This is a genomic window from Roseixanthobacter liquoris (assembly GCF_043195135.2).
Lineage (GTDB): Bacteria > Pseudomonadota > Alphaproteobacteria > Rhizobiales > Xanthobacteraceae > NCEH01.
In genome coordinates this window covers 3,546,346-3,562,652 of sequence record NZ_CM195537.1, presented here as the reverse complement: position 1 = coordinate 3,562,652, position 16,307 = coordinate 3,546,346, and the positions used below count along the sequence as shown (strand labels likewise).

Annotated in this window: 16 protein-coding genes; 8 read left to right on the top strand and 8 right to left on the bottom strand. The window is 67.4% G+C overall.

Annotated features, from left to right (window positions below; genetic code table 11):
- The first annotated feature begins 1 nt into the window (after nucleotide 1).
- From V5F84_RS16080 to soxA, 3 genes are read left to right on the top strand one after another with little or no spacing between them, the layout of a single operon-like run.
- Nucleotides 2-493, top strand: coding sequence for a SoxY-related AACIE arm protein (locus tag V5F84_RS16080; protein ID WP_394044735.1), 492 nt, complete (start codon nucleotides 2-4; stop codon nucleotides 491-493).
- Entirely contained in the window at nucleotides 490-810 is a 321-nt protein-coding gene (gene soxZ / locus V5F84_RS16075; RefSeq protein WP_394044733.1) for a thiosulfate oxidation carrier complex protein SoxZ, read from the top strand. The genes V5F84_RS16080 and soxZ overlap by 4 nt, the downstream gene beginning before the upstream one ends.
- A 20-nt stretch (nucleotides 811-830) precedes the next feature.
- Nucleotides 831-1,646, top strand: coding sequence for a sulfur oxidation c-type cytochrome SoxA (gene soxA, locus V5F84_RS16070; protein ID WP_394044731.1), 816 nt, complete (start codon nucleotides 831-833; stop codon nucleotides 1,644-1,646).
- Nucleotides 1,647-1,739: 93 nt separating this feature from the next.
- Here the strand turns inward: soxA and V5F84_RS16065 are convergent, their stop codons facing one another.
- Nucleotides 1,740-1,946, bottom strand: a complete 207-nt coding sequence (locus V5F84_RS16065; RefSeq protein WP_394044729.1) for a hypothetical protein — start codon at nucleotides 1,944-1,946, stop codon at nucleotides 1,740-1,742.
- A gap of 395 nt (nucleotides 1,947-2,341) precedes the next feature.
- Between V5F84_RS16065 and V5F84_RS16060 the strand changes: the two genes are divergently transcribed.
- The gene (locus V5F84_RS16060) at nucleotides 2,342-3,058 is read left to right on the top strand and encodes a response regulator (protein ID WP_394044727.1); all 717 of its coding nucleotides are present in this window, start codon (nucleotides 2,342-2,344) and stop codon (nucleotides 3,056-3,058) included.
- Entirely contained in the window at nucleotides 3,058-4,563 is a 1,506-nt protein-coding gene (locus V5F84_RS16055) for an ATP-binding protein (RefSeq protein ID WP_394044792.1), read from the top strand. The genes V5F84_RS16060 and V5F84_RS16055 overlap by 1 nt, the downstream gene beginning before the upstream one ends.
- 107 nt (nucleotides 4,564-4,670) lie before the next feature.
- Here the strand turns inward: V5F84_RS16055 and V5F84_RS16050 are convergent, their stop codons facing one another.
- Nucleotides 4,671-5,729 carry an AraC family transcriptional regulator gene (locus V5F84_RS16050; protein ID WP_394044725.1) on the bottom strand — a complete coding sequence of 353 codons (1,059 nt, stop codon included), beginning with the start codon at nucleotides 5,727-5,729 and terminating at the stop codon, nucleotides 4,671-4,673.
- 243 nt (nucleotides 5,730-5,972) lie between these two features.
- On the opposite strand from V5F84_RS16050, the gene V5F84_RS16045 reads away from it, so the two are divergent.
- The 3 genes from V5F84_RS16045 (at nucleotide 5,973) to V5F84_RS16035 (ending at nucleotide 10,342) form a co-directional block, all read left to right on the top strand.
- Complete coding sequence (locus tag V5F84_RS16045; RefSeq protein ID WP_394044723.1) at nucleotides 5,973-7,409, top strand: APC family permease; 1,437 nt, start codon at nucleotides 5,973-5,975, stop codon at nucleotides 7,407-7,409.
- A 72-nt stretch (nucleotides 7,410-7,481) separates the two neighbouring features.
- The gene (locus V5F84_RS16040; protein ID WP_394044721.1) at nucleotides 7,482-9,452 is read left to right on the top strand and encodes a primary-amine oxidase; all 1,971 of its coding nucleotides are present in this window, start codon (nucleotides 7,482-7,484) and stop codon (nucleotides 9,450-9,452) included.
- Between the two features lie 164 nt (nucleotides 9,453-9,616).
- On the top strand, nucleotides 9,617-10,342 hold the full coding sequence (locus V5F84_RS16035) for a sulfite exporter TauE/SafE family protein (protein WP_394044719.1): 726 nt from the start codon (nucleotides 9,617-9,619) through the stop codon (nucleotides 10,340-10,342).
- 236 nt (nucleotides 10,343-10,578) lie between these two features.
- Here the strand turns inward: V5F84_RS16035 and V5F84_RS16030 are convergent, their stop codons facing one another.
- The 6 genes from V5F84_RS16030 to V5F84_RS16005 form a co-directional block, all read right to left on the bottom strand.
- The gene (locus V5F84_RS16030; protein WP_394044717.1) at nucleotides 10,579-11,118 is read right to left on the bottom strand and encodes a flavin reductase family protein; all 540 of its coding nucleotides are present in this window, start codon (nucleotides 11,116-11,118) and stop codon (nucleotides 10,579-10,581) included.
- Between the two features lie 58 nt (nucleotides 11,119-11,176).
- Nucleotides 11,177-12,520 carry an LLM class flavin-dependent oxidoreductase gene (locus V5F84_RS16025; protein ID WP_394044715.1) on the bottom strand — a complete coding sequence of 448 codons (1,344 nt, stop codon included), beginning with the start codon at nucleotides 12,518-12,520 and terminating at the stop codon, nucleotides 11,177-11,179.
- Nucleotides 12,521-12,620: 100 nt separating this feature from the next.
- Complete coding sequence (locus V5F84_RS16020) at nucleotides 12,621-13,685, bottom strand: ABC transporter substrate-binding protein (RefSeq protein WP_394044713.1); 1,065 nt, start codon at nucleotides 13,683-13,685, stop codon at nucleotides 12,621-12,623.
- Nucleotides 13,686-13,735: 50 nt separating this feature from the next.
- Nucleotides 13,736-14,566, bottom strand: coding sequence for an ABC transporter permease (locus V5F84_RS16015; RefSeq protein WP_394044711.1), 831 nt, complete (start codon nucleotides 14,564-14,566; stop codon nucleotides 13,736-13,738).
- 81 nt (nucleotides 14,567-14,647) lie between these two features.
- The gene (locus tag V5F84_RS16010) at nucleotides 14,648-15,484 is read right to left on the bottom strand and encodes an ABC transporter ATP-binding protein (protein WP_394044710.1); all 837 of its coding nucleotides are present in this window, start codon (nucleotides 15,482-15,484) and stop codon (nucleotides 14,648-14,650) included.
- A 114-nt stretch (nucleotides 15,485-15,598) separates the two neighbouring features.
- Nucleotides 15,599-16,273: a GntR family transcriptional regulator gene (locus tag V5F84_RS16005; protein ID WP_394044708.1), complete on the bottom strand. Its 675-nt coding sequence runs from the start codon at nucleotides 16,271-16,273 to the stop codon at nucleotides 15,599-15,601.
- Between the last annotated feature and the right edge of the window lie 34 nt (nucleotides 16,274-16,307).

Genomic DNA, 16,307 nt, shown 5'->3' with positions numbered 1-16,307 from the left:
CATGGTGGATGCACCGGCCGCATGCGACGCGCCGCCCGGCCCCGGCCTCGACCGGCGCGCCTTCCTCGCGGCGGGCGCGGGCGCGCTGACGGTCTGCATGCTGCCGCTGGAGGCGCTGGCCCGGCCGACCCTCGACGAGGCGATCGCCGCCTTCACCGGCGGCGCGCCGCTTCACGACGGGCGGGTGCGGCTCGACATGCCGCCGCTGGTGGAGAACGGCAATGCGGTGGGGGTCGTGATCGATGTCGAGAGCCCCATGAGCGAAGCCGACCATGTGCGGCGCATCGCTTTGTTCAACGAGAAGAATCCCGAGGCCGAGATCGTCCAGTTCCAGCTCGGCCCGCGCGCGGGGCGCGCGCGGGTGGCGACCCGCATCCGCCTCGCCACCTCGCAGACCGTTGTGGCGGTGGCGCAGATGAGCGACGGCACTTTCTGGGTCAGCCGCGCCGGCGTCATCGTCACCCTCGCCGCCTGCATCGAGGACCTGTCATGACGCGGGCGCTGGTGAACGTGCCGAAGACCGCACGGGCGGGCGACATCATCGAGATCCGGGCGATGATCGCCCATCCCATGGAGACCGGCTATCGCCAGGGGCCCAACGGCGCGATGATCCCGCGCAACATCATCCGAAGGTTCGTCTGCACCTATGACGGGGCCGAGGTGTTCGCGGCGGATTTCCACCCCGCCGTTTCGGCCAATCCCTATCTCGCCTTCTCGACCCGCGCGACCGCAAGCGGCACGGTGACCTTCGCCTGGACCGACGATGCCGGCGCGACGCAGACCGCCACCGCCGAGATCGTCGTGACCTGATGCGGCGCCGGCACGGTGAGATGGAGCGTCTTCCCGCCTCCCTGAAACGGGGAGGCGCTCTCAGCTTCTACGTGGCGGGCCTTCTGCTTGCGGCCGCCGCCGGCGGCCTTGCGGGGGCGGCGGAGATCGCGTCGCAGGACCGCAGGTCCGGCGCCGATTTCATGTCGGCGGAAAGCCGCGCCATGCAGGCCGACGATGCGGCCAATCCCGGCATGTTGTGGGTGCTGGACGGGGAGCGGCTGTGGCAGGCGCCGGCGGGCGCGGCGGGAAAATCGTGCGCGGATTGCCACGGCGCGGCCGAGAGCAGCATGCGCGGGGTGGCGGCGCGCTATCCCGCGTTCGATGCGCGGGCGAGCCGCCCGGTGGATCTCGCCGGGCGCATCAATGCGTGCCGCACGGACCAGCAGGGCGCGAGCGCCCTCGTGCGCGACGGACAGGACCTGCTCGCGCTCACCGCCTATGTGGCGCACCAGTCGGCCGGCCTGCCGGTGACGCCGGATGCCGATGCGCGGCTGGTGCCGTTCCGGGAGCATGGCCGCCGCCTGTTCGAGCGCCGCATGGGCCAGCTCGATCTCGCCTGCGCCTCCTGCCACGACGACCATTGGCGCGGGCGGCTCGGCGGCAGTCCCATCACCCAGGGGCAGCCCAACGGGTATCCGATCTATCGCCTGGAATGGCAGGCGGTGGGCTCGCTGCAACGGCGGATGCGCAATTGCATGGTGGGGGTGCGGGCCGAACCCTACGACCTCGGCGCCCCGGACTATGTGGATCTGGAACTCTACCTCATGTCGCGCGCCGCCGGCCTGCCGGTGGAAACGCCGGCCGTGCGGCCCTGAGGATCCATCGGCGGGAACCTTGAGGACGCCCCGCGCGCGCAAGGGCGGCCGGCATGGCCGACCGCCCTCGGGTGCGATTTCAACCGCAGGCGATCAGCCGTTGCCGATGCCGCGGTCGCCGAGCTTCAGGAACAGGCGGTCCTGCTCGGAGATGACCGGGGCGTGGTCGCGCTGGGCGGGCACCGTGGTGGTCTGCTGCTGCTGGCTGCGCGTCGCCTGCTGATCCGGGTGGCTTTCGCGCGCGGAAGCGGCGGTCGCGAACAGGGATGCGGAAACCAGGGCAAGAATAGCGTAGCGCATGGTGATATATCCATCTGTTGAACGCAGATTTGATCTGCGTATTCGTGTGATTGCCGAAGCACGATCAAACTAGATCCGGGTTGTCGCAAAACTATCGCACCGCACCATGGAAAGTGTCGCGAAATGTCGTGCGCCGCGGCTGCGCGGGCATTCTGATACGAGCTCGCCGATCCGTGATGGGAATGCCGCCAAACCTGCGCCCTGAAGGAGAATGGCCGGGGTGGGTCCGCGCATGCGGCGAAACCGGCGCGCCACCGGCGTGCGGCGGCGGTGGGCCATGGCCCGGGCAGGTTTTTGATCGCAGTGTGTCGCACGGGTGCGGCACGATACATTCTGATACATAATCCCATTGGGCGTGGTGGCGGGCGTGGGTATGTTCCGGGAGGAGCATCGAAATGAACTCGGCACATCACATCGCCGTCGTGGACGACCATCGCGACATCCGGGACCTCGTCGGCAAATACCTGACGCAGCACGGCTACCGCATCAGCCTTGCGGAGAACGCGCTGGCGCTGCGCCGCCTGCTGGAGCGCAATGCGCCCGATCTCATCGTGCTGGACGTGATGATGCCGGGGGAGGACGGGCTTTCCCTGTGCCGGCACCTGCGCAGCACCACGGACCTGCCGGTCATCCTGCTCACCGCCATGGCCGAGGAGACCGACCGCATCGTCGGCCTTGAGGTGGGCGCCGACGATTATCTCACCAAGCCGTTCAACCCGCGCGAACTGCTCGCCCGCATCAAGGCGGTGCTGCGCCGGGTGCACAGCCTGCCGCCGCAGAAGGGCCAGCTGGCCGCGAAGGTGGTGCGCTTCGACCGCTGGACGCTGGATGCCGGGCGGCGCGAGCTGCTGGGGCCGGACGGCATCGCGGTTCCGCTCAGCACCGCCGAATTCCGCCTGCTGTGCGCGTTTCTCGACCATCCCGGCCTCGTGCTCAGCCGCGACCAATTGCTCGACCTGACGGTGGGTCGGGCGGCCGATCCGTTCGACCGCTCCATCGACAATCAGGTCAGCCGCCTGCGCAAGAAGATCGAGGCCGACCCCAAGACCCCGGCCGTCATCAAGACCCATTGGGGCGGCGGCTACAGCCTGGTGGCGGAGGTCGCTTCGTGATGATGCGCCTGTGGACGCGCGGCCTCGCGGCGCGCTTCATCTGCTTCACCCTGCTGTCGCTGATGCTGTCGCAGGCGGTGGTGTTCTTCATTTCCTGGGATGAGCACGGGCAGGTGATCCGAAAGGCCGCCAAGGTCGAGACGCTGAGCCGCTGCGCCTCGCTCGCGCGCGTGCTGGAAGCGACGCCGCCGGCGCTTCACAAGGATATCCTCGCCGCCAGCAGCACCAGCACCACGCGCTATTGGATCTCGCCCGACCGGCCGAAGGATGCCACCGCCTGGCGCCAGCAGGCCTGGGCCTATCTCGCCCAGCCGCTGCCGCCGCTCGCGCCGCCGGGCAACGAGGCCGCCGATGCCGCGGCCCCGACGCCGCCCGAAGCCGGCGATGCGCCCCGCGTCGCGCTTTTGTCCCCGGCCTGGATCGACCTTCCGCCCCACGCATGGCCGCTCTCGCGGCCGGCGAAGTTCATCTATCTGGACGACGACGGCGCGATGGGCATCACGGTGCAGCTCGCCGACGGATCCTGGCTGAACTCGGCCTTCGCCAAGCGCGCGCAGGAGAGCTTCTGGACCTCCCAATCCACGGTTTCGCTCGCGCTCTCGGCGCTGGTGCTGTCGGTGATCGCGGTGTTCGCGGCACGCGGCATCGCCCAGCCCATGCGGCGCCTCGTGGCGGCGGCCGAGGCGCTGGGCCGGGGGGAAAAGATCGCCCCCCTGCCGGAGACCGGGCCGGACGACATCCGCCGCACCGCCGAGGCCTTCAACCGCATGCAAAGCCGGCTGGTGCGCTTCATCGACGACCGCACCCGCATGCTCGCCGCCATCGGCCATGACCTGCGCACGCCGCTCACCTCGCTGCGGCTGCGGGCGGAATTCGTCTCCGACGACGACCTGCGGGAAAAGATGCTCAGCACCATCGCCGAGATCCAATCCATGACCGAGGCGACCCTGACCTTCGTGCGCGAGGAGGCCACCGCGGAGGCCACCCGCACGGTGGACCTGCCGGCGCTGGTGGAGAGCATGTGCGACGATCTCGCCGAGCTCGGCTATGCCGTCACCTTCACCGAGGGGCGCCGGATCAGCTATCGCTGCCGGCCCGATGCGCTGCGTCGCGCCTGCCGCAATCTGGTGGAAAATGCGGTCCGCTATGGCGAGCGCGCGCGGGTGAGCGTCACGCAGGGGTCCGAGAATATCGAGATCGTGGTGGAGGACGACGGGCCGGGCATTCCCGACGTGGCGCGCGAGCAGGTGTTCGCGCCGTTCTTCCGCATGGAGCATTCGCGCAACCGCGAGACCGGCGGGCTCGGCCTCGGCCTGTCGATCGCCCGCACGATCGTGCGGCGGCACGGCGGCGACATCATCCTGTTCAACCAGCCCAAGGGCCTGCGGGCTTCCATCAGCCTGCCGAAATCGGCGGGCGAGCTTCCGATGCACGAGGCGACGCTGCTGGCCGGCGAGGCGCACGACGCCCGCGTCGAAGCCGCGCCGCGCGGCTTGCCGGTCTGAGCTGCCGGTCCGAGCTGGCTGCCGGTCTGAGTGGTTGCCGGCCTGAGCTGACCGCCAGGCCGGGCGAGTTCCGGCCTGACCCGCGCCGCCCCATCCGGCGCGGCCGGTCAGGACAGGAGGTTCATGTCCAGGCCGGCCGGGGCGAGGGCGCTCGCCTGGGCCCGGCCGCGGAATTCCGCCGCCGTCAGGCCCACGTGCTGGCGGAAGCTGCGCGAGAAGGCGCTGGTCTCGCTATAGCCGAGATAGAGGGCGAGCGCGGTGATGGAGATGGACGTCTCCGCCAGGATGCATTTCGCGATCCGGCAGCGCACATTGTTGCGAATGTCGAGATAGCTCACGCCATATTCCGCCAGCTTGCGCTGAAACGAGCGCAGGCTCATGCCGAAATCGCTCGCGGCATATTCGATATCGATGCTGGTGGAGCGCGACAGGCTGGCGGTCATCCATGCCTCGATGCCGGCGACGATATCGAGCCGCCCGTCGTTGGTGCGGATCACCTCCGACAGTTCGGCCTCGATGCGGGCATTCAGCGGCAGGTCGGCGCCGGCGATGGGAATGGTGAGATATTCCGCCGGAAAGCAGATGGCATTCTCGCGCCGGCCGAATTTCACCGGGCAGGCGAAATGCGCCTGGTAGACCGAAAGATCCTCCCCCGGCAGGTGCTCCAGCTCCACGCACGCCATGCGCCGCCCCGGGCCGAGCAGCCGCGCCAGCATGGAATATTCGATGGCGAGGGTGAAATTGGCGTCCTGCACGCGGAAGCGCACCGCCGGATCGGCGATGGAATAGGCAAGCCGCGCGATGCCGTTGCTCACTGTAAGGGCATGCTTGGTGTTGCTTTGAACGCTGGGGAAGCAGCGGGTAAATTTGTCGAGCGCGTCGCCGACCGTTCTCGAGGTCAGGAAAAGCAGGGCGATGGGGCCGAGGCCCTCGTGACGGAACGCCTTGCCGAGCTCGACGCCGAAGGTTGCATCGCCCCGCACCTCGGCGGCGCATTCCAGGATCGAGGTGAAGGTCGCGAGCGGCAGGAAGCTTGAAGAACCACCGATATTCGCCCGCCCCATGCCGAGCTTCGCGATCACCTCACCCGTGTCCGTGCCTTTGCCGGCGATGGTGGAGACGAGCGCCTGCGTGGCGCCGGTGGCGATGATGCTCGATGGGTACATGGGCTGCTCAGTCGGCTAATCCGCCCGTTCCGCTTTGCAAGCATCATGCCGCCCGGCGCGCGCGATTTGGCGCCAACTGTCAAGTCCGGGAGACTCCTTAGGGCTAGCGTCTGCCCATACCCAACGCCCCGGCTCGAATCCGGGACACCATGCCCCGATCAGGCGCGGCGTGCCCTGCACGCCGAACGCACGCGCACGCCGGTCACGGGGCGGACATCGCAAAAACCGATCCAGAGGAGTTCGATGTCTATGAGCACCAACAGTTCGACCCAGCTCCGGCCGGATGCCATCGGCGTCTGGCATGTGGTCTTCTTCGTGGTCGCCGCGGCGGCCCCGCTCACGGCGGTGGTGGGCGCCTCGCCCGCCGCCTTCGCCTTCGGCAATGGTGCGGGAACCCCCGGCACCTATCTCATCGTCGGCCTGCTTTACCTGCTGTTCAGCGTCGGCTTCACCGCCATGAACCGCTTCGTCGGCACCGCCGGCGGCTTTTATCCCTATATCGCCAACGGCCTCGGCCGGCCCGCCGGGGTGGCCGGCGCCTTCATCGCCATCGCCACCTATAATGCCATCGATATCGCGGTCTACGGCCTGTTCGGCTTCTTCGTGGCCGACATGGTGAAGAGCGCCGGCGGGCCGGATATTCATTGGCTGTTCTATGCCGCGCTTCTCGGCATCGCGGTTTTTCTGTGCGGCATGCGCAACATCGAGTTCAGCGGCAAGCTGCTGGGCTATTGCATGGTGGCGGAAATCGCGATCCTGCTGCTGCTCGGCCTCGCCATCCTGATTGGCGGCGGCGGGCCGGAAGGCGTGACGCTCTCCGCCTTCGGGCCGCAGGCGATCTTCGCGCCCGGCTTCGGCGTGTCGCTGGTGTTCGTGGTGGCCTCCTTCATCGGCTTCGAGGCGACCGCCATCTTCGGCGAGGAGGCGCGCGACCCCAAGCGCACCATTCCCCGCGCCACCTATCTCGCGGTGATCGTGATCGCGGTGTTCTACGCCTTCGCCACCTGGACCGTGGCGCTGAACTACGGCCCCTCCAATATCGCGGCCGAAGCCACCGCCAATACCGCGACGCTCTATCTCACCGCCATCCAGACCCGGCTCGGGCCGCTTGCCGGCCTCGCCATGAACCTGCTGCTGATCACCAGCCTGTTCGCTTGCGCGCTGTCGTTCCACAACACCATCAACCGCTATTTCTACGCCATCGGCCGCGAGGGCCTGGTCTGGGCGGGGTTTGCGCGCACCCATGCGGACCATCAGTCGCCCTATGTGGCCGGCGCGGTGCAGAGCGTGATCGCGCTCGGCGCGGCGGCGCTGTTCGCGCTCGGCGGGCAGGACCCCTATGCGGTGGTGTTTGCCTGGATGGGCACGTTCGCCAGCATCGGCATCCTGGTGGTGCAGATCCTGGTGTCGCTGGCGGTGATCGGCTTCTTCCGGGCCGATGCGCGCGGGGTGGGCATCGGCCACCGGCTGGTCGCGCCGGCGCTGAGCATCGTCGGCCTCGGCGCCTGCCTCGCCTTCATGATCGCCAATCTGTCGCTGGTGAGCGGCTCTGAATCGCCGGTGGTGAACGCCTTCCCGGTGCTGGTCGTCGCCATCGGCGTCGCCGGCTACGTGTTCGCCAGATGGCTGCGGTCGGTGCGTCCGGCCGTCTACGAGAATCTCGGCCGCGCGTTCGGCTGACGCCCCCCGCGGGAGGCGCGTCGCCGCCTCCCGTGCCCGCTTCCCCAATATTCGAAGAGTGGAGTCCATGTCATGACGGTTGTCCTCACGCCCCAGGCCTGTTGCGCGTCGCAGGCGACGCCCGTGCCGGCACCGAGCCTCAAGGTGAGCCATCCGCTCCAGCCGCTCACCAGCGCCGAGATCGCCAAGGCGGCCGAGATCGTGCGCGCCGCCGCGCCCTATGGGGACGATACAAGGTTCGAGACCATCGAGCTGATGGAGCCGGACAAGGCCAGCGTGCGCGCATTCAAGCCCGGCGACGTCATTCCCCGCGCCGCCCGCGTCAATGTGTTCAGCGCCACCGCCATCGGCGTGAGCCGCCTCGTGGTCTCGCTGGATTCCCGGCAGATCGTGTCGCGGCAGGATTTCCCGACCATGCGGCCGATGATCCAATTGGAACAGTTCCTCGCCATCGAGGGGATTGTCCGGCAGGATCCGGACTTCATCGCCGGCTGCGCGAAGCGCGGCATCACCGACATGTCCAAGGTGTGCATCGATCCCTGGTCGGCCGGCAATTTCGGCATTCCGGGCGAGGAGGGGCGCCAGCTCTGCCATGTCTTCGCGTGGCTGCGCCTGCGCGAGAACGAGAATTTCTACGCCCATCCCATCGAGGGGCTGAACGCGGTCATCGACCTGAACAGCTGGGAGGTGATCCGGGTGGACGATTACGGCGTCGTCCCGGTGCCCATGACCGAGGCGAACTATGAGCGCGACTTCGTCAAGACCACGCGCAAGCCGCTCAAGCCCATCAATGTCACCCAGCCGGAGGGGGTGAACTTCGTCATCGAGGACCGCAAGCTCACCTGGGACCGCTGGTCGTTCGTCATCGGCTTCAACGCGCGCGAATCCCTGACCCTGCACGACATCCATTTCGACGGCCGGCCGATCCTGCATCGCGCCTCGCTGGTGGAAATGGTGGTGCCCTACGGCAGCCCGGAGAACGGGCATTTCCGCAAGCATGTGTTCGACATCGGCGAGTACGGCATCGGCAAGCTGGCCAATTCCCTCAAACTCGGCTGCGACTGCCTCGGCGCCATCGAATATCTCGACGTGGAGATGAACATGATGGACGGCGCGCCGCTGACCATCGAGAAGGCGATCTGCATCCACGAGGAGGATGCCGGCCTGCTGTGGAAGCATTGGGACTTCCGCACCGAGCGGGCCGAGGTGCGCCGCGCCCGCAAGCTGGTGGTTTCCACCATCTGCACGGTCGGCAATTACGAATACGCGCTCTATTGGTATTTCTTCCTCGACGGCTCCATCGAATTCGAGATGAAGGCCACCGGCATCATCAATACGGTAGCGTGCATTCCCGGCCAGCCCGGCAAATACGGTCGCGAAGTGCTGCCGGGCGTGGTCGGGCAGATCCACCAGCACATCTTCTGCGCCCGCCTCGACATGGCCGTGGACGGGGACGCCAACAGTGTCGTCGAGTGCAACACCTATGCCGAGCCCGACGGCCCGGCCAATCCCTACGGCAATGCCTTCTTCGAGGAAGAGACCGTGCTGAAGCGCGAGAGCGAGGCGGCGCGGCGCGCCAATGCGCCGAGCCAGCGCTATTGGAAGGTCATCAACCCCAACAAGCTCAACTATGCGGGCACGCCGGTGGGCTACAAGCTGGAGTCCGGCAATTGCGTCACCCCGTTCGTGCGGCCGGATTCGCCCTCCGGCCGGCGCGCCGGCTTCGTGCAGAACCATCTATGGGTGACGGCCTACAACGGCGAGGAGCGTTTTCCCGCCGGCGACTACATGAACCATTCCACCGGCGCCGGCGGCCTGCCGGACTTCATCAAGCAGGACCGGCCGATCGAGAACACCGACATCGTGCTCTGGCACGTGTTCGGGCTGCATCACCCGGTGCGGATCGAGGATTTCCCGGTGCAGCCGTGCGTCACCACCGGCTTCAAGCTGATGCCGGCGAACTTCTTCAACGGCAATCCCTGCATCGACCTGCCGCCGGAAACCAACGAGGCGAGCTGCTGCGCCCACGCGCAGACGGCATGAACCGAAACCGCCCGCGCGGTCGCAAGCGGTCGCGCGGTCCCCTTCCGGCGGCGGCTCAGGTGCTCCACCCCGCGCCGGGCGGCGGCGCGCGGGTTCGCGGGGAGCGGCAGGGAGCAAGGCTCGCCGCGCCCCGGCCTTCGCGCCCGATGAGGAGACAGGCGGACATGACCGGCGAATTCACCTTTGTCGGCGGGGCGCTGATGGGCCTGGCGGGCAGCCTGCATTGCGCGGGCCTGTGCGGCGGCATCGCCTCCTCGCTCCTGCTGGCGAGCGCGCCGAATGGGGCGCCGAATGGGGCGTCTCGCGGGGCGGCCCTGCGCGCGCCGGCGCTGCTGGCGACGCAATTGGGCCGCGCGCTGACCTATACCGCCTTCGGCGCCACGGTGGGCGCGGTGGGGGCGGGGTTCGGCGTGCTGCTGGAACTGGCCGGCGCGCAGGGCGTGCTGCGCGCGTTGGCGGCGCTGAGCCTGCTCTGGGTCGGCGCCTCCGTCGCCGGCTTCGGCCCGGGCGTGCGGCGCCTGGATGTCCCCGTGGGGCGCCTCGCGCGGCGCCTCGGCACGGCGCTGCCCGGCCGGCTGAAGGCGGCATCGCCGCTCGCGCTGGGCATCGTCTGGGGCTTCGCACCGTGCGGCATGGTCTATTCGGCCTTGCTGACCTCCCTGTTGAGCGGTTCGGCGCTCTCGGGCGCGGCCTTCATGGCCGGGTTCGGCCTTGCGACCGTGCCGGCGGTCGCGGCAACCGCCCTTGGCGCGGGCGCCCTGGTGGGGCTGGGCCGGCACGCGCACGATCGCACGGTGCCGCGCCGGCTGCTGGGGGCGGCCATCTGCGCATTGGCCCTGGCGAGCCTCGCCGAACCCGCCCGCGCGCTTTCCGAATTGTGCCTGCGCTAGGGCATTTTCGCGCGAAGCGGCCACCGCTTCGCGCAAAGAAAACGCGATCATGCAATGAGTTGGAGCATGCGCAGGAACGGCGCGGCCGAAAGCAGGCGTGCCCCTTGCCTGCGTCCTTCGCTCGTCATGGCCGGGTCAAGCCCGTGCATGACGGTCTCACCCGCAGACGATGTCTCCGGCCATGGGCACAGGCCGCGACCGTCGATCCGCCCCGGCGCGATCCTCGCAGGGGTGGATCAGGAGGCGGCGCGCACCGCGCTCGCTTCGGCGGGATGGTCGGTGGCGATGCGATAGCGCCCCTGGGCGAACAGCAGCGTGCCGCGCTCGAAATGCACCGCGCGCCGCACCCGGCCGATGAGGATGAGATGGTCGCCGCCGCGATGCTCGGCTTCGCGGCGGCATTCGAAGAAGGCGGCGACATTGTCGAGCACCGGCGCCCCGGTTTCTCCGGCGCTCCAGCCGATGTCCTGGAACTTGTCCGGCCCGGACCGGCCGAAATGGCGCGACAGGGCGATCTGGTCGTGCGCCAGCACGTTGATGGTGAAATTCTCCGCGATGCTGAACTTGGGATAGCTCTTCGACGCCTGGTCGATGGACCACAGGATCAGCGGCGGGTTCAGCGAGACCGAGGCGAAGGAATTCACCGTCAGCCCCACTAGTTCGCCGCCCACATTGGCCGTCACCACCGTGACGCCGGTGGCGAACTGGCCGAGGCAGCGGCGGAATTCCTGGGGCTCGCGGGCGGGATCGCATTCAAAGGCCGCATGCACGCTCATGTCTTCTTCCTCCCTTGGGGCGCCGCCGGGCGAGCGGCGGCGCCGGCGTCGATGCGCCTCAGCCCGCCTTCGCATACATGCTGGCGGGACGCCGCAGGCCGAGATTTTCCCGCAGCGTGCTGCCGGTATATTCGGTGCGGAACAGGCCCCGGTTCTGCAATTCCGGGATGATGTGCTCGCAGAATTCGTCGAGCCCGGCCGGCAGGATGGGCGGCTGGATGAGGAAGCCGTCCACGCCGCGATTGAGGAACCAGTTCTCCATCTGGTCGACGATGCTGGAAGGCGTCCCCTTCACCGTGCGCTGGCCGCGCCCGGTGCCGAACTGCTCGTACATCTGGCGCAGGGTGGGATTGCCCTTGAGCATGTAGGAGACGCGCGAATTGGAGCGGCCCAGCTCCTCGGCGACGAGATGGGCGGGCAGGGGCTCTTCCACGTCGCACTGGCTGAGATCGATGCCGCCCAGCGCGGCCGAGAGCAGCTCCTTGCCCACATCGGGGTGGATCAGGCTCTGGAGATAGCGGATCTTCTCGTCCGCCTCCTTCTCGGTCGCGGCGACCACCACGTTGAGGCCGGGCATGACGACGATCTCATCCTCGCCGCGGCCGTATTTCGCCGCGTGGTCCTTCAGCTCGCGATAGAATTTCTGCGCCTGCTCCAGGTCGTGGAGCGGGGTGAAGATGACTTCCGCGATCTGCGCCGCCAGTTCCTTGCCGGTGTCGGAGGCGCTGGCCTGGAAGATCACCGGATAGCCCTGCGGCGGGCGGGCGACGTTCAGCGGCCCGCGCACCTGGAAGTGCTTGTCCTTGTGGTTGAGGTAATGCAGCTTGGCGGGGTCGAAATAGCGGGCGGTGGCGCGGTCGCGCAGGAACGCATCATCCTCCCAGCTGTCCCACAAGCCCTTCACGACCTTGACGAATTCCTCGGCCCGCTCGTAGCGCTCGTTATGGCCGTAATGGGCGTCGCGGCCGAAATTATAGGCTTCCGACGGGTTGGAGGAGGTCACCACGTTCCAGCCCGCGCGGCCGTGGCTGATATGGTCGAGCGAGGCATATTTGCGGGCGAGGCTGTAGGGTTCGTTGAACGAGGTGGTGGCGGTGGCCACCAGCCCGATATGCTTGGTGACGGCCGAAATCGCGGAGAGCAGCGTCACCGGATCGAAATAGGCCATGTATTGCGGCCAGCGCGAGAGCGCCTGAAGGTTGCCGTCGCGGGTGGCGATGGCATCGGCGAGGAAGATCAGGTCGAACTTGGCCTTCTCGGCGGTCTGGGCGAGCCGCACGTAATGGTCGAAATTGGTGCCGGCATCGATCTGCGCGCCGGAATCGAGCCACGCGGCCACGTGATTGCCCGTGGGATGGAAGAAGCCACCCAGCCTCATCTGATCTTTGCGTCGTTCGGTCATTTTCTTGTTCTCCTTGTGCAACGCCGGGGCGCGGCACGGCTTTTATTGTGAAGGGAAGGGTGAAACGGACAGATCACGTGGCGCGCTGGTCAGCGCATCCTCACCAGGTGGAGGCCTTCGCCATCGCCTCGATCTTCTTCGCGTCGAAGTCGTTGATCTGGGGGATGAACTGGTTGGTGTAGGCGGAGGAGACGTCGAACCCCTTGGGGATCAGGCCTTCCTCGATGGAGATGTCGGCCATGCGCGTCCACTGGGCCGGGACGTTCTCGCCCCATTTCACGCCCGGCTCCAGCTTGGTGAGATCGAAGCGGGAATCGAAGATGCGGCGGGCCTGCTTGAAGGTGTCGTCATTCACCGTCTGCGGCTTGGTCTCGGGATACATTTTCCAATGGTTGCGCAGCGCCGCGTCGGGATTGGTGAGGCCGTAGACCGAGGCTTCGGCGATGCCGCGGGCGACCTTCACCACCAGCTCGGGCTTCTTCTCGATGGTCTCCTCGCGGGCGATGATGACGTTGCCCAGCACCTCGTCGATCCACGGCGGATCGATGTAGCGGAACTTGAAGCCGTTGTTCTCCAGCGCCGCGATCACCGTATCCCACGATGCCCAGGCGTCGATCACGTTCTGGCGGAAGGCGTTGGCCGCCTGGCCGCCGATGCCGACCGAAAGCCATTTCACGCCGGTCTGCGGGTCGATGCCGGCTGAGGAGAGCGCGGCGCGGGCGAACGGCACCGAGCCGGCCGACATGTCGGGCACGCCCAGCGTCTTGCCCTTCAGGTCGGCGACGCTCTTGATCGGGCTGTCGGCCGGCACCACGATGCGATAGATCGACTTGCGGGCGTACGTATAGACCGCCTTCACCTTGATGCCCTTGGAGCGCGCGATCAGCAGCGCATCGCCGCCGACGGTGGCGAAATCCACCTGGCCGCTGGCCACCTGCTGCACGCCGGCGGTGGCGCCGGACAGGCCGATCACCTCCACATCGAGGCCTTCCTGCTTCCAGAACTCCGCCGCGAGCGGGATCGAGGACTGGGCGGCGTGGCCGACCGAGATGTTGGAGGTGGTCACCGCATAGACCACCTTCTCCGCCGCGCCGGCGCCACCCGCCGTGCCGGCGAGGGCGAGTGCCGTGCCCAGCGCAAATAAACCCAAACGAATGCTTCGCATTATTAAACTCCGCCTCTGGTTGCTTTAGGTTTTCGGTATTTGCGTCGCCTTCAGCTGAGCGACTTGTTCCAAAACAGGAAGTGGCTCTGGGCCATGCGCATGATCAGGCTGAGCACGACGCCGAACACGCCGAGCACCACCAGCACCGCGAAGATGCGGGCCACGTCGAACTGGAAATTCGCTTCCAGGATGAGGTTGCCGAGCCCGGCCTTCGAGCCCACGAACTCGCCCACGATCGACCCCAGGATGGCGAGCACGATGGCGACGTTCAGCCCGGCGAAAATGAAGGGCAGAGCGTTCGGCAGGCGCACCGTGCGGAAGGTTTCCCAGCGCCCCGCGCCGAGCGAGCGCATGAGGTCGAGCTTGCCCTGGTCGCAGGATTTCAGCCCCATGATGATGTTCACCAGCACCGGGAAGATGGCCACCAGCGCAACGATGATCACCTTGGAGCCGATGCCGTAGCCGGCCCAGATGATGATCAGCGGCGCGATCGCGATCTTCGGCAGGGTCTGCAACGCCACCAGCCAGGGATAGACGATGCGCTCGACGATGCGGAACTGCGCCACCACGGCGCCGACGGCCGTGCCGACCACCGCCGCCAGCAGGAAGCCGGCAATGGTCTGGAAGGCCGTGACGAAGAAATTATAGACGAACAGGCCGGAGGCGAACCCGTTATACAGTGAAAGCGCGATGGCCGAGGGCGCCGGCAGGATGAAGTCGGGGATCTTGAACAGATCCACCGCCAGTTCCCAGATCAGCGCCAGCATCACGAAGCCGCCGAGCGAGATCAGGGAATCGGTGCTGGAAACGGAGAGCCACCGCAGGCGCTCGCGCTTGCGCGAGGCGAGGATTTCGGCCGCAGCCGTAGCGTCGATGGACATGGCGATTTCTCACAGGTTCGGGTGGCGCCAGGAGGCGCGAGGCACGGAACGCGGAACAGGGCGATGCGGGGCGGGAGCGACCTAGTCGGCGCCGACGTCCAGCAGGCGGCGCAGCTTTCCGGTGTAGGCGCCGAACTTTTCCTCGCTCAGCATGCCGATGTGCCGGGGCCGGGGCAGGGCGATGTCCACTTCCGCGATCACCCGTCCCGGGCGCGGCGACATGACGATCACCCGGTCGCTCATGAACACCGCTTCGGTGATGGAATGGGTGATCATGAACACGGTCTTCTTGGTGGCGTCCCAGATCTTCAGCACTTCCGCGTTCATCACCTCGCGCGTCAGCGCATCGAGCGCGCCGAACGGCTCGTCCATGAGCAGAACGGACGGGTCGTGGATCAGCGCGCGGGCGATCGAGATGCGCTGGCGCATGCCGCCCGACAGCTCGAACGGATACTTGTCCTCGAACCCCTTGAGGCCGACCAGCTCGATCAGCTCGTGGGCGCGGGCGAGCGAAGCCTGCTTGTCCAGGCGCAGCACCTGCGCCGGGAGAAGCACGTTCTGGAGAATGGTGCGCCAGGGCAGCAGGTTCGCGTCCTGGAACACGATGCCCACGTCCTTGCTCGGGCCGCCGCCCTTGCGCCCGGAGAGCACCAGCTCGCCGCCGAACCCGTCTTCGAGCCCGCCGATGATGCGCAGCAAGGTGGTCTTGCCGCAGCCCGACGCCCCGATGACCGAGACGAATTCCGCGCCGCGGATCGCAAGGTTGATCTTGCTCAGGGCATGCACCGTGCCGCCGGACGCGGTTTCATAGACCTTCGTCACGTCATTGAGCGTGACGACAGCCGGGGAAAGCGGCTTTTGCCCCTGCGTGTTGACAATAAAGGGTGTTGCACCCGCAATGGCTGCCATAATGCTCATGTTCTCCTCTGGATGTCCGGTCGCGCTTGTGCGCAATTCTCGGACGAACTCTGAAACGACTTAAGAAACGCGCTCCTGGCCGGGGATGCGGTGAAGGGAGGGCGGGCGCCGCCGTCAGGGCGTCCGCGGATTGAGGGCGGCGATGTCCTCGAGGCGCTCGCAGAAGGCGGCGGCGCTCTTCACATGGTCGCGCATGGCTTTGGCCGCGCAGTCCGCGTCGCGCCGTTCGAGCGCCGCGAGGATGCCTTCCAGCTCCGCGAAGCCGTCCTGCACGCGCTCCTGGGAGACCGCGCACACCCGGCGGATCCATTGCACCTTGTCGCGCAGGTCCAGCAGCGTCTGGCGCACCAGGGAATTGTCGGCGGCATCGTAGATGGCGGCATGCAGGCGATTGTCGAGGGCGATGAAGGCATCGGCGTCGCCCTTGGCGATGCGCGGCGCCTTGGCGCGGAAATCGGCCCGCAGGGTCTTGAGCATGGGCGCCGACATGCGGGTCGCCGCCGCGCCGGCGGCATGCATCTCCAGCAGCATGCGCAGCTCGGTCACTTCGCGGATCTCGCGCGGGGTGAGCGCCTTGATATAGGTGCCGCTCTGCGGGGAAATGGCGATCCACCCCTCCGACTTCAGGCGCGACAGAGCGGTGCGGATGGGCGAGCGGCCGACCCCCAGCTCTTCCGCAAGGCGGGCCTCGGACAGTCGCTCGCCGACGCCGTAATACAGATCCACGATGCGCCTCTTGATCTCGCGATAGGTCACGAATGCGGCATTCGCCTCGTCGATATTGAGCATTTTTTACTCGCTTCTTCTTTTCGCCCGACCGTGC

What these genes read in the sequence shown, in the direction of transcription:
- V5F84_RS16080 (WP_394044735.1), top strand. Translation starts at nt 2, where the DNA reads ATGGTGGATGCACCGGCCGCATGCGACGCGCCGCCCGGCCCCGGCCTC.
- soxZ (WP_394044733.1), top strand. Translation starts at nt 490, where the DNA reads ATGACGCGGGCGCTGGTGAACGTGCCGAAGACCGCACGGGCGGGCGAC.
- soxA (WP_394044731.1), top strand. Translation starts at nt 831, where the DNA reads ATGGAGCGTCTTCCCGCCTCCCTGAAACGGGGAGGCGCTCTCAGCTTC.
- V5F84_RS16065 (WP_394044729.1), bottom strand. Translation starts at nt 1,946, where the DNA reads ATGCGCTACGCTATTCTTGCCCTGGTTTCCGCATCCCTGTTCGCGACC.
- V5F84_RS16060 (WP_394044727.1), top strand. Translation starts at nt 2,342, where the DNA reads ATGAACTCGGCACATCACATCGCCGTCGTGGACGACCATCGCGACATC.
- V5F84_RS16055 (WP_394044792.1), top strand. Translation starts at nt 3,058, where the DNA reads ATGATGCGCCTGTGGACGCGCGGCCTCGCGGCGCGCTTCATCTGCTTC.
- V5F84_RS16050 (WP_394044725.1), bottom strand. Translation starts at nt 5,729, where the DNA reads ATGTACCCATCGAGCATCATCGCCACCGGCGCCACGCAGGCGCTCGTC.
- V5F84_RS16045 (WP_394044723.1), top strand. Translation starts at nt 5,973, where the DNA reads ATGTCTATGAGCACCAACAGTTCGACCCAGCTCCGGCCGGATGCCATC.
- V5F84_RS16040 (WP_394044721.1), top strand. Translation starts at nt 7,482, where the DNA reads ATGACGGTTGTCCTCACGCCCCAGGCCTGTTGCGCGTCGCAGGCGACG.
- V5F84_RS16035 (WP_394044719.1), top strand. Translation starts at nt 9,617, where the DNA reads ATGACCGGCGAATTCACCTTTGTCGGCGGGGCGCTGATGGGCCTGGCG.
- V5F84_RS16030 (WP_394044717.1), bottom strand. Translation starts at nt 11,118, where the DNA reads ATGAGCGTGCATGCGGCCTTTGAATGCGATCCCGCCCGCGAGCCCCAG.
- V5F84_RS16025 (WP_394044715.1), bottom strand. Translation starts at nt 12,520, where the DNA reads ATGACCGAACGACGCAAAGATCAGATGAGGCTGGGTGGCTTCTTCCAT.
- V5F84_RS16020 (WP_394044713.1), bottom strand. Translation starts at nt 13,685, where the DNA reads ATGCGAAGCATTCGTTTGGGTTTATTTGCGCTGGGCACGGCACTCGCC.
- V5F84_RS16015 (WP_394044711.1), bottom strand. Translation starts at nt 14,566, where the DNA reads ATGTCCATCGACGCTACGGCTGCGGCCGAAATCCTCGCCTCGCGCAAG.
- V5F84_RS16010 (WP_394044710.1), bottom strand. Translation starts at nt 15,484, where the DNA reads ATGAGCATTATGGCAGCCATTGCGGGTGCAACACCCTTTATTGTCAAC.
- V5F84_RS16005 (WP_394044708.1), bottom strand. Translation starts at nt 16,273, where the DNA reads ATGCTCAATATCGACGAGGCGAATGCCGCATTCGTGACCTATCGCGAG.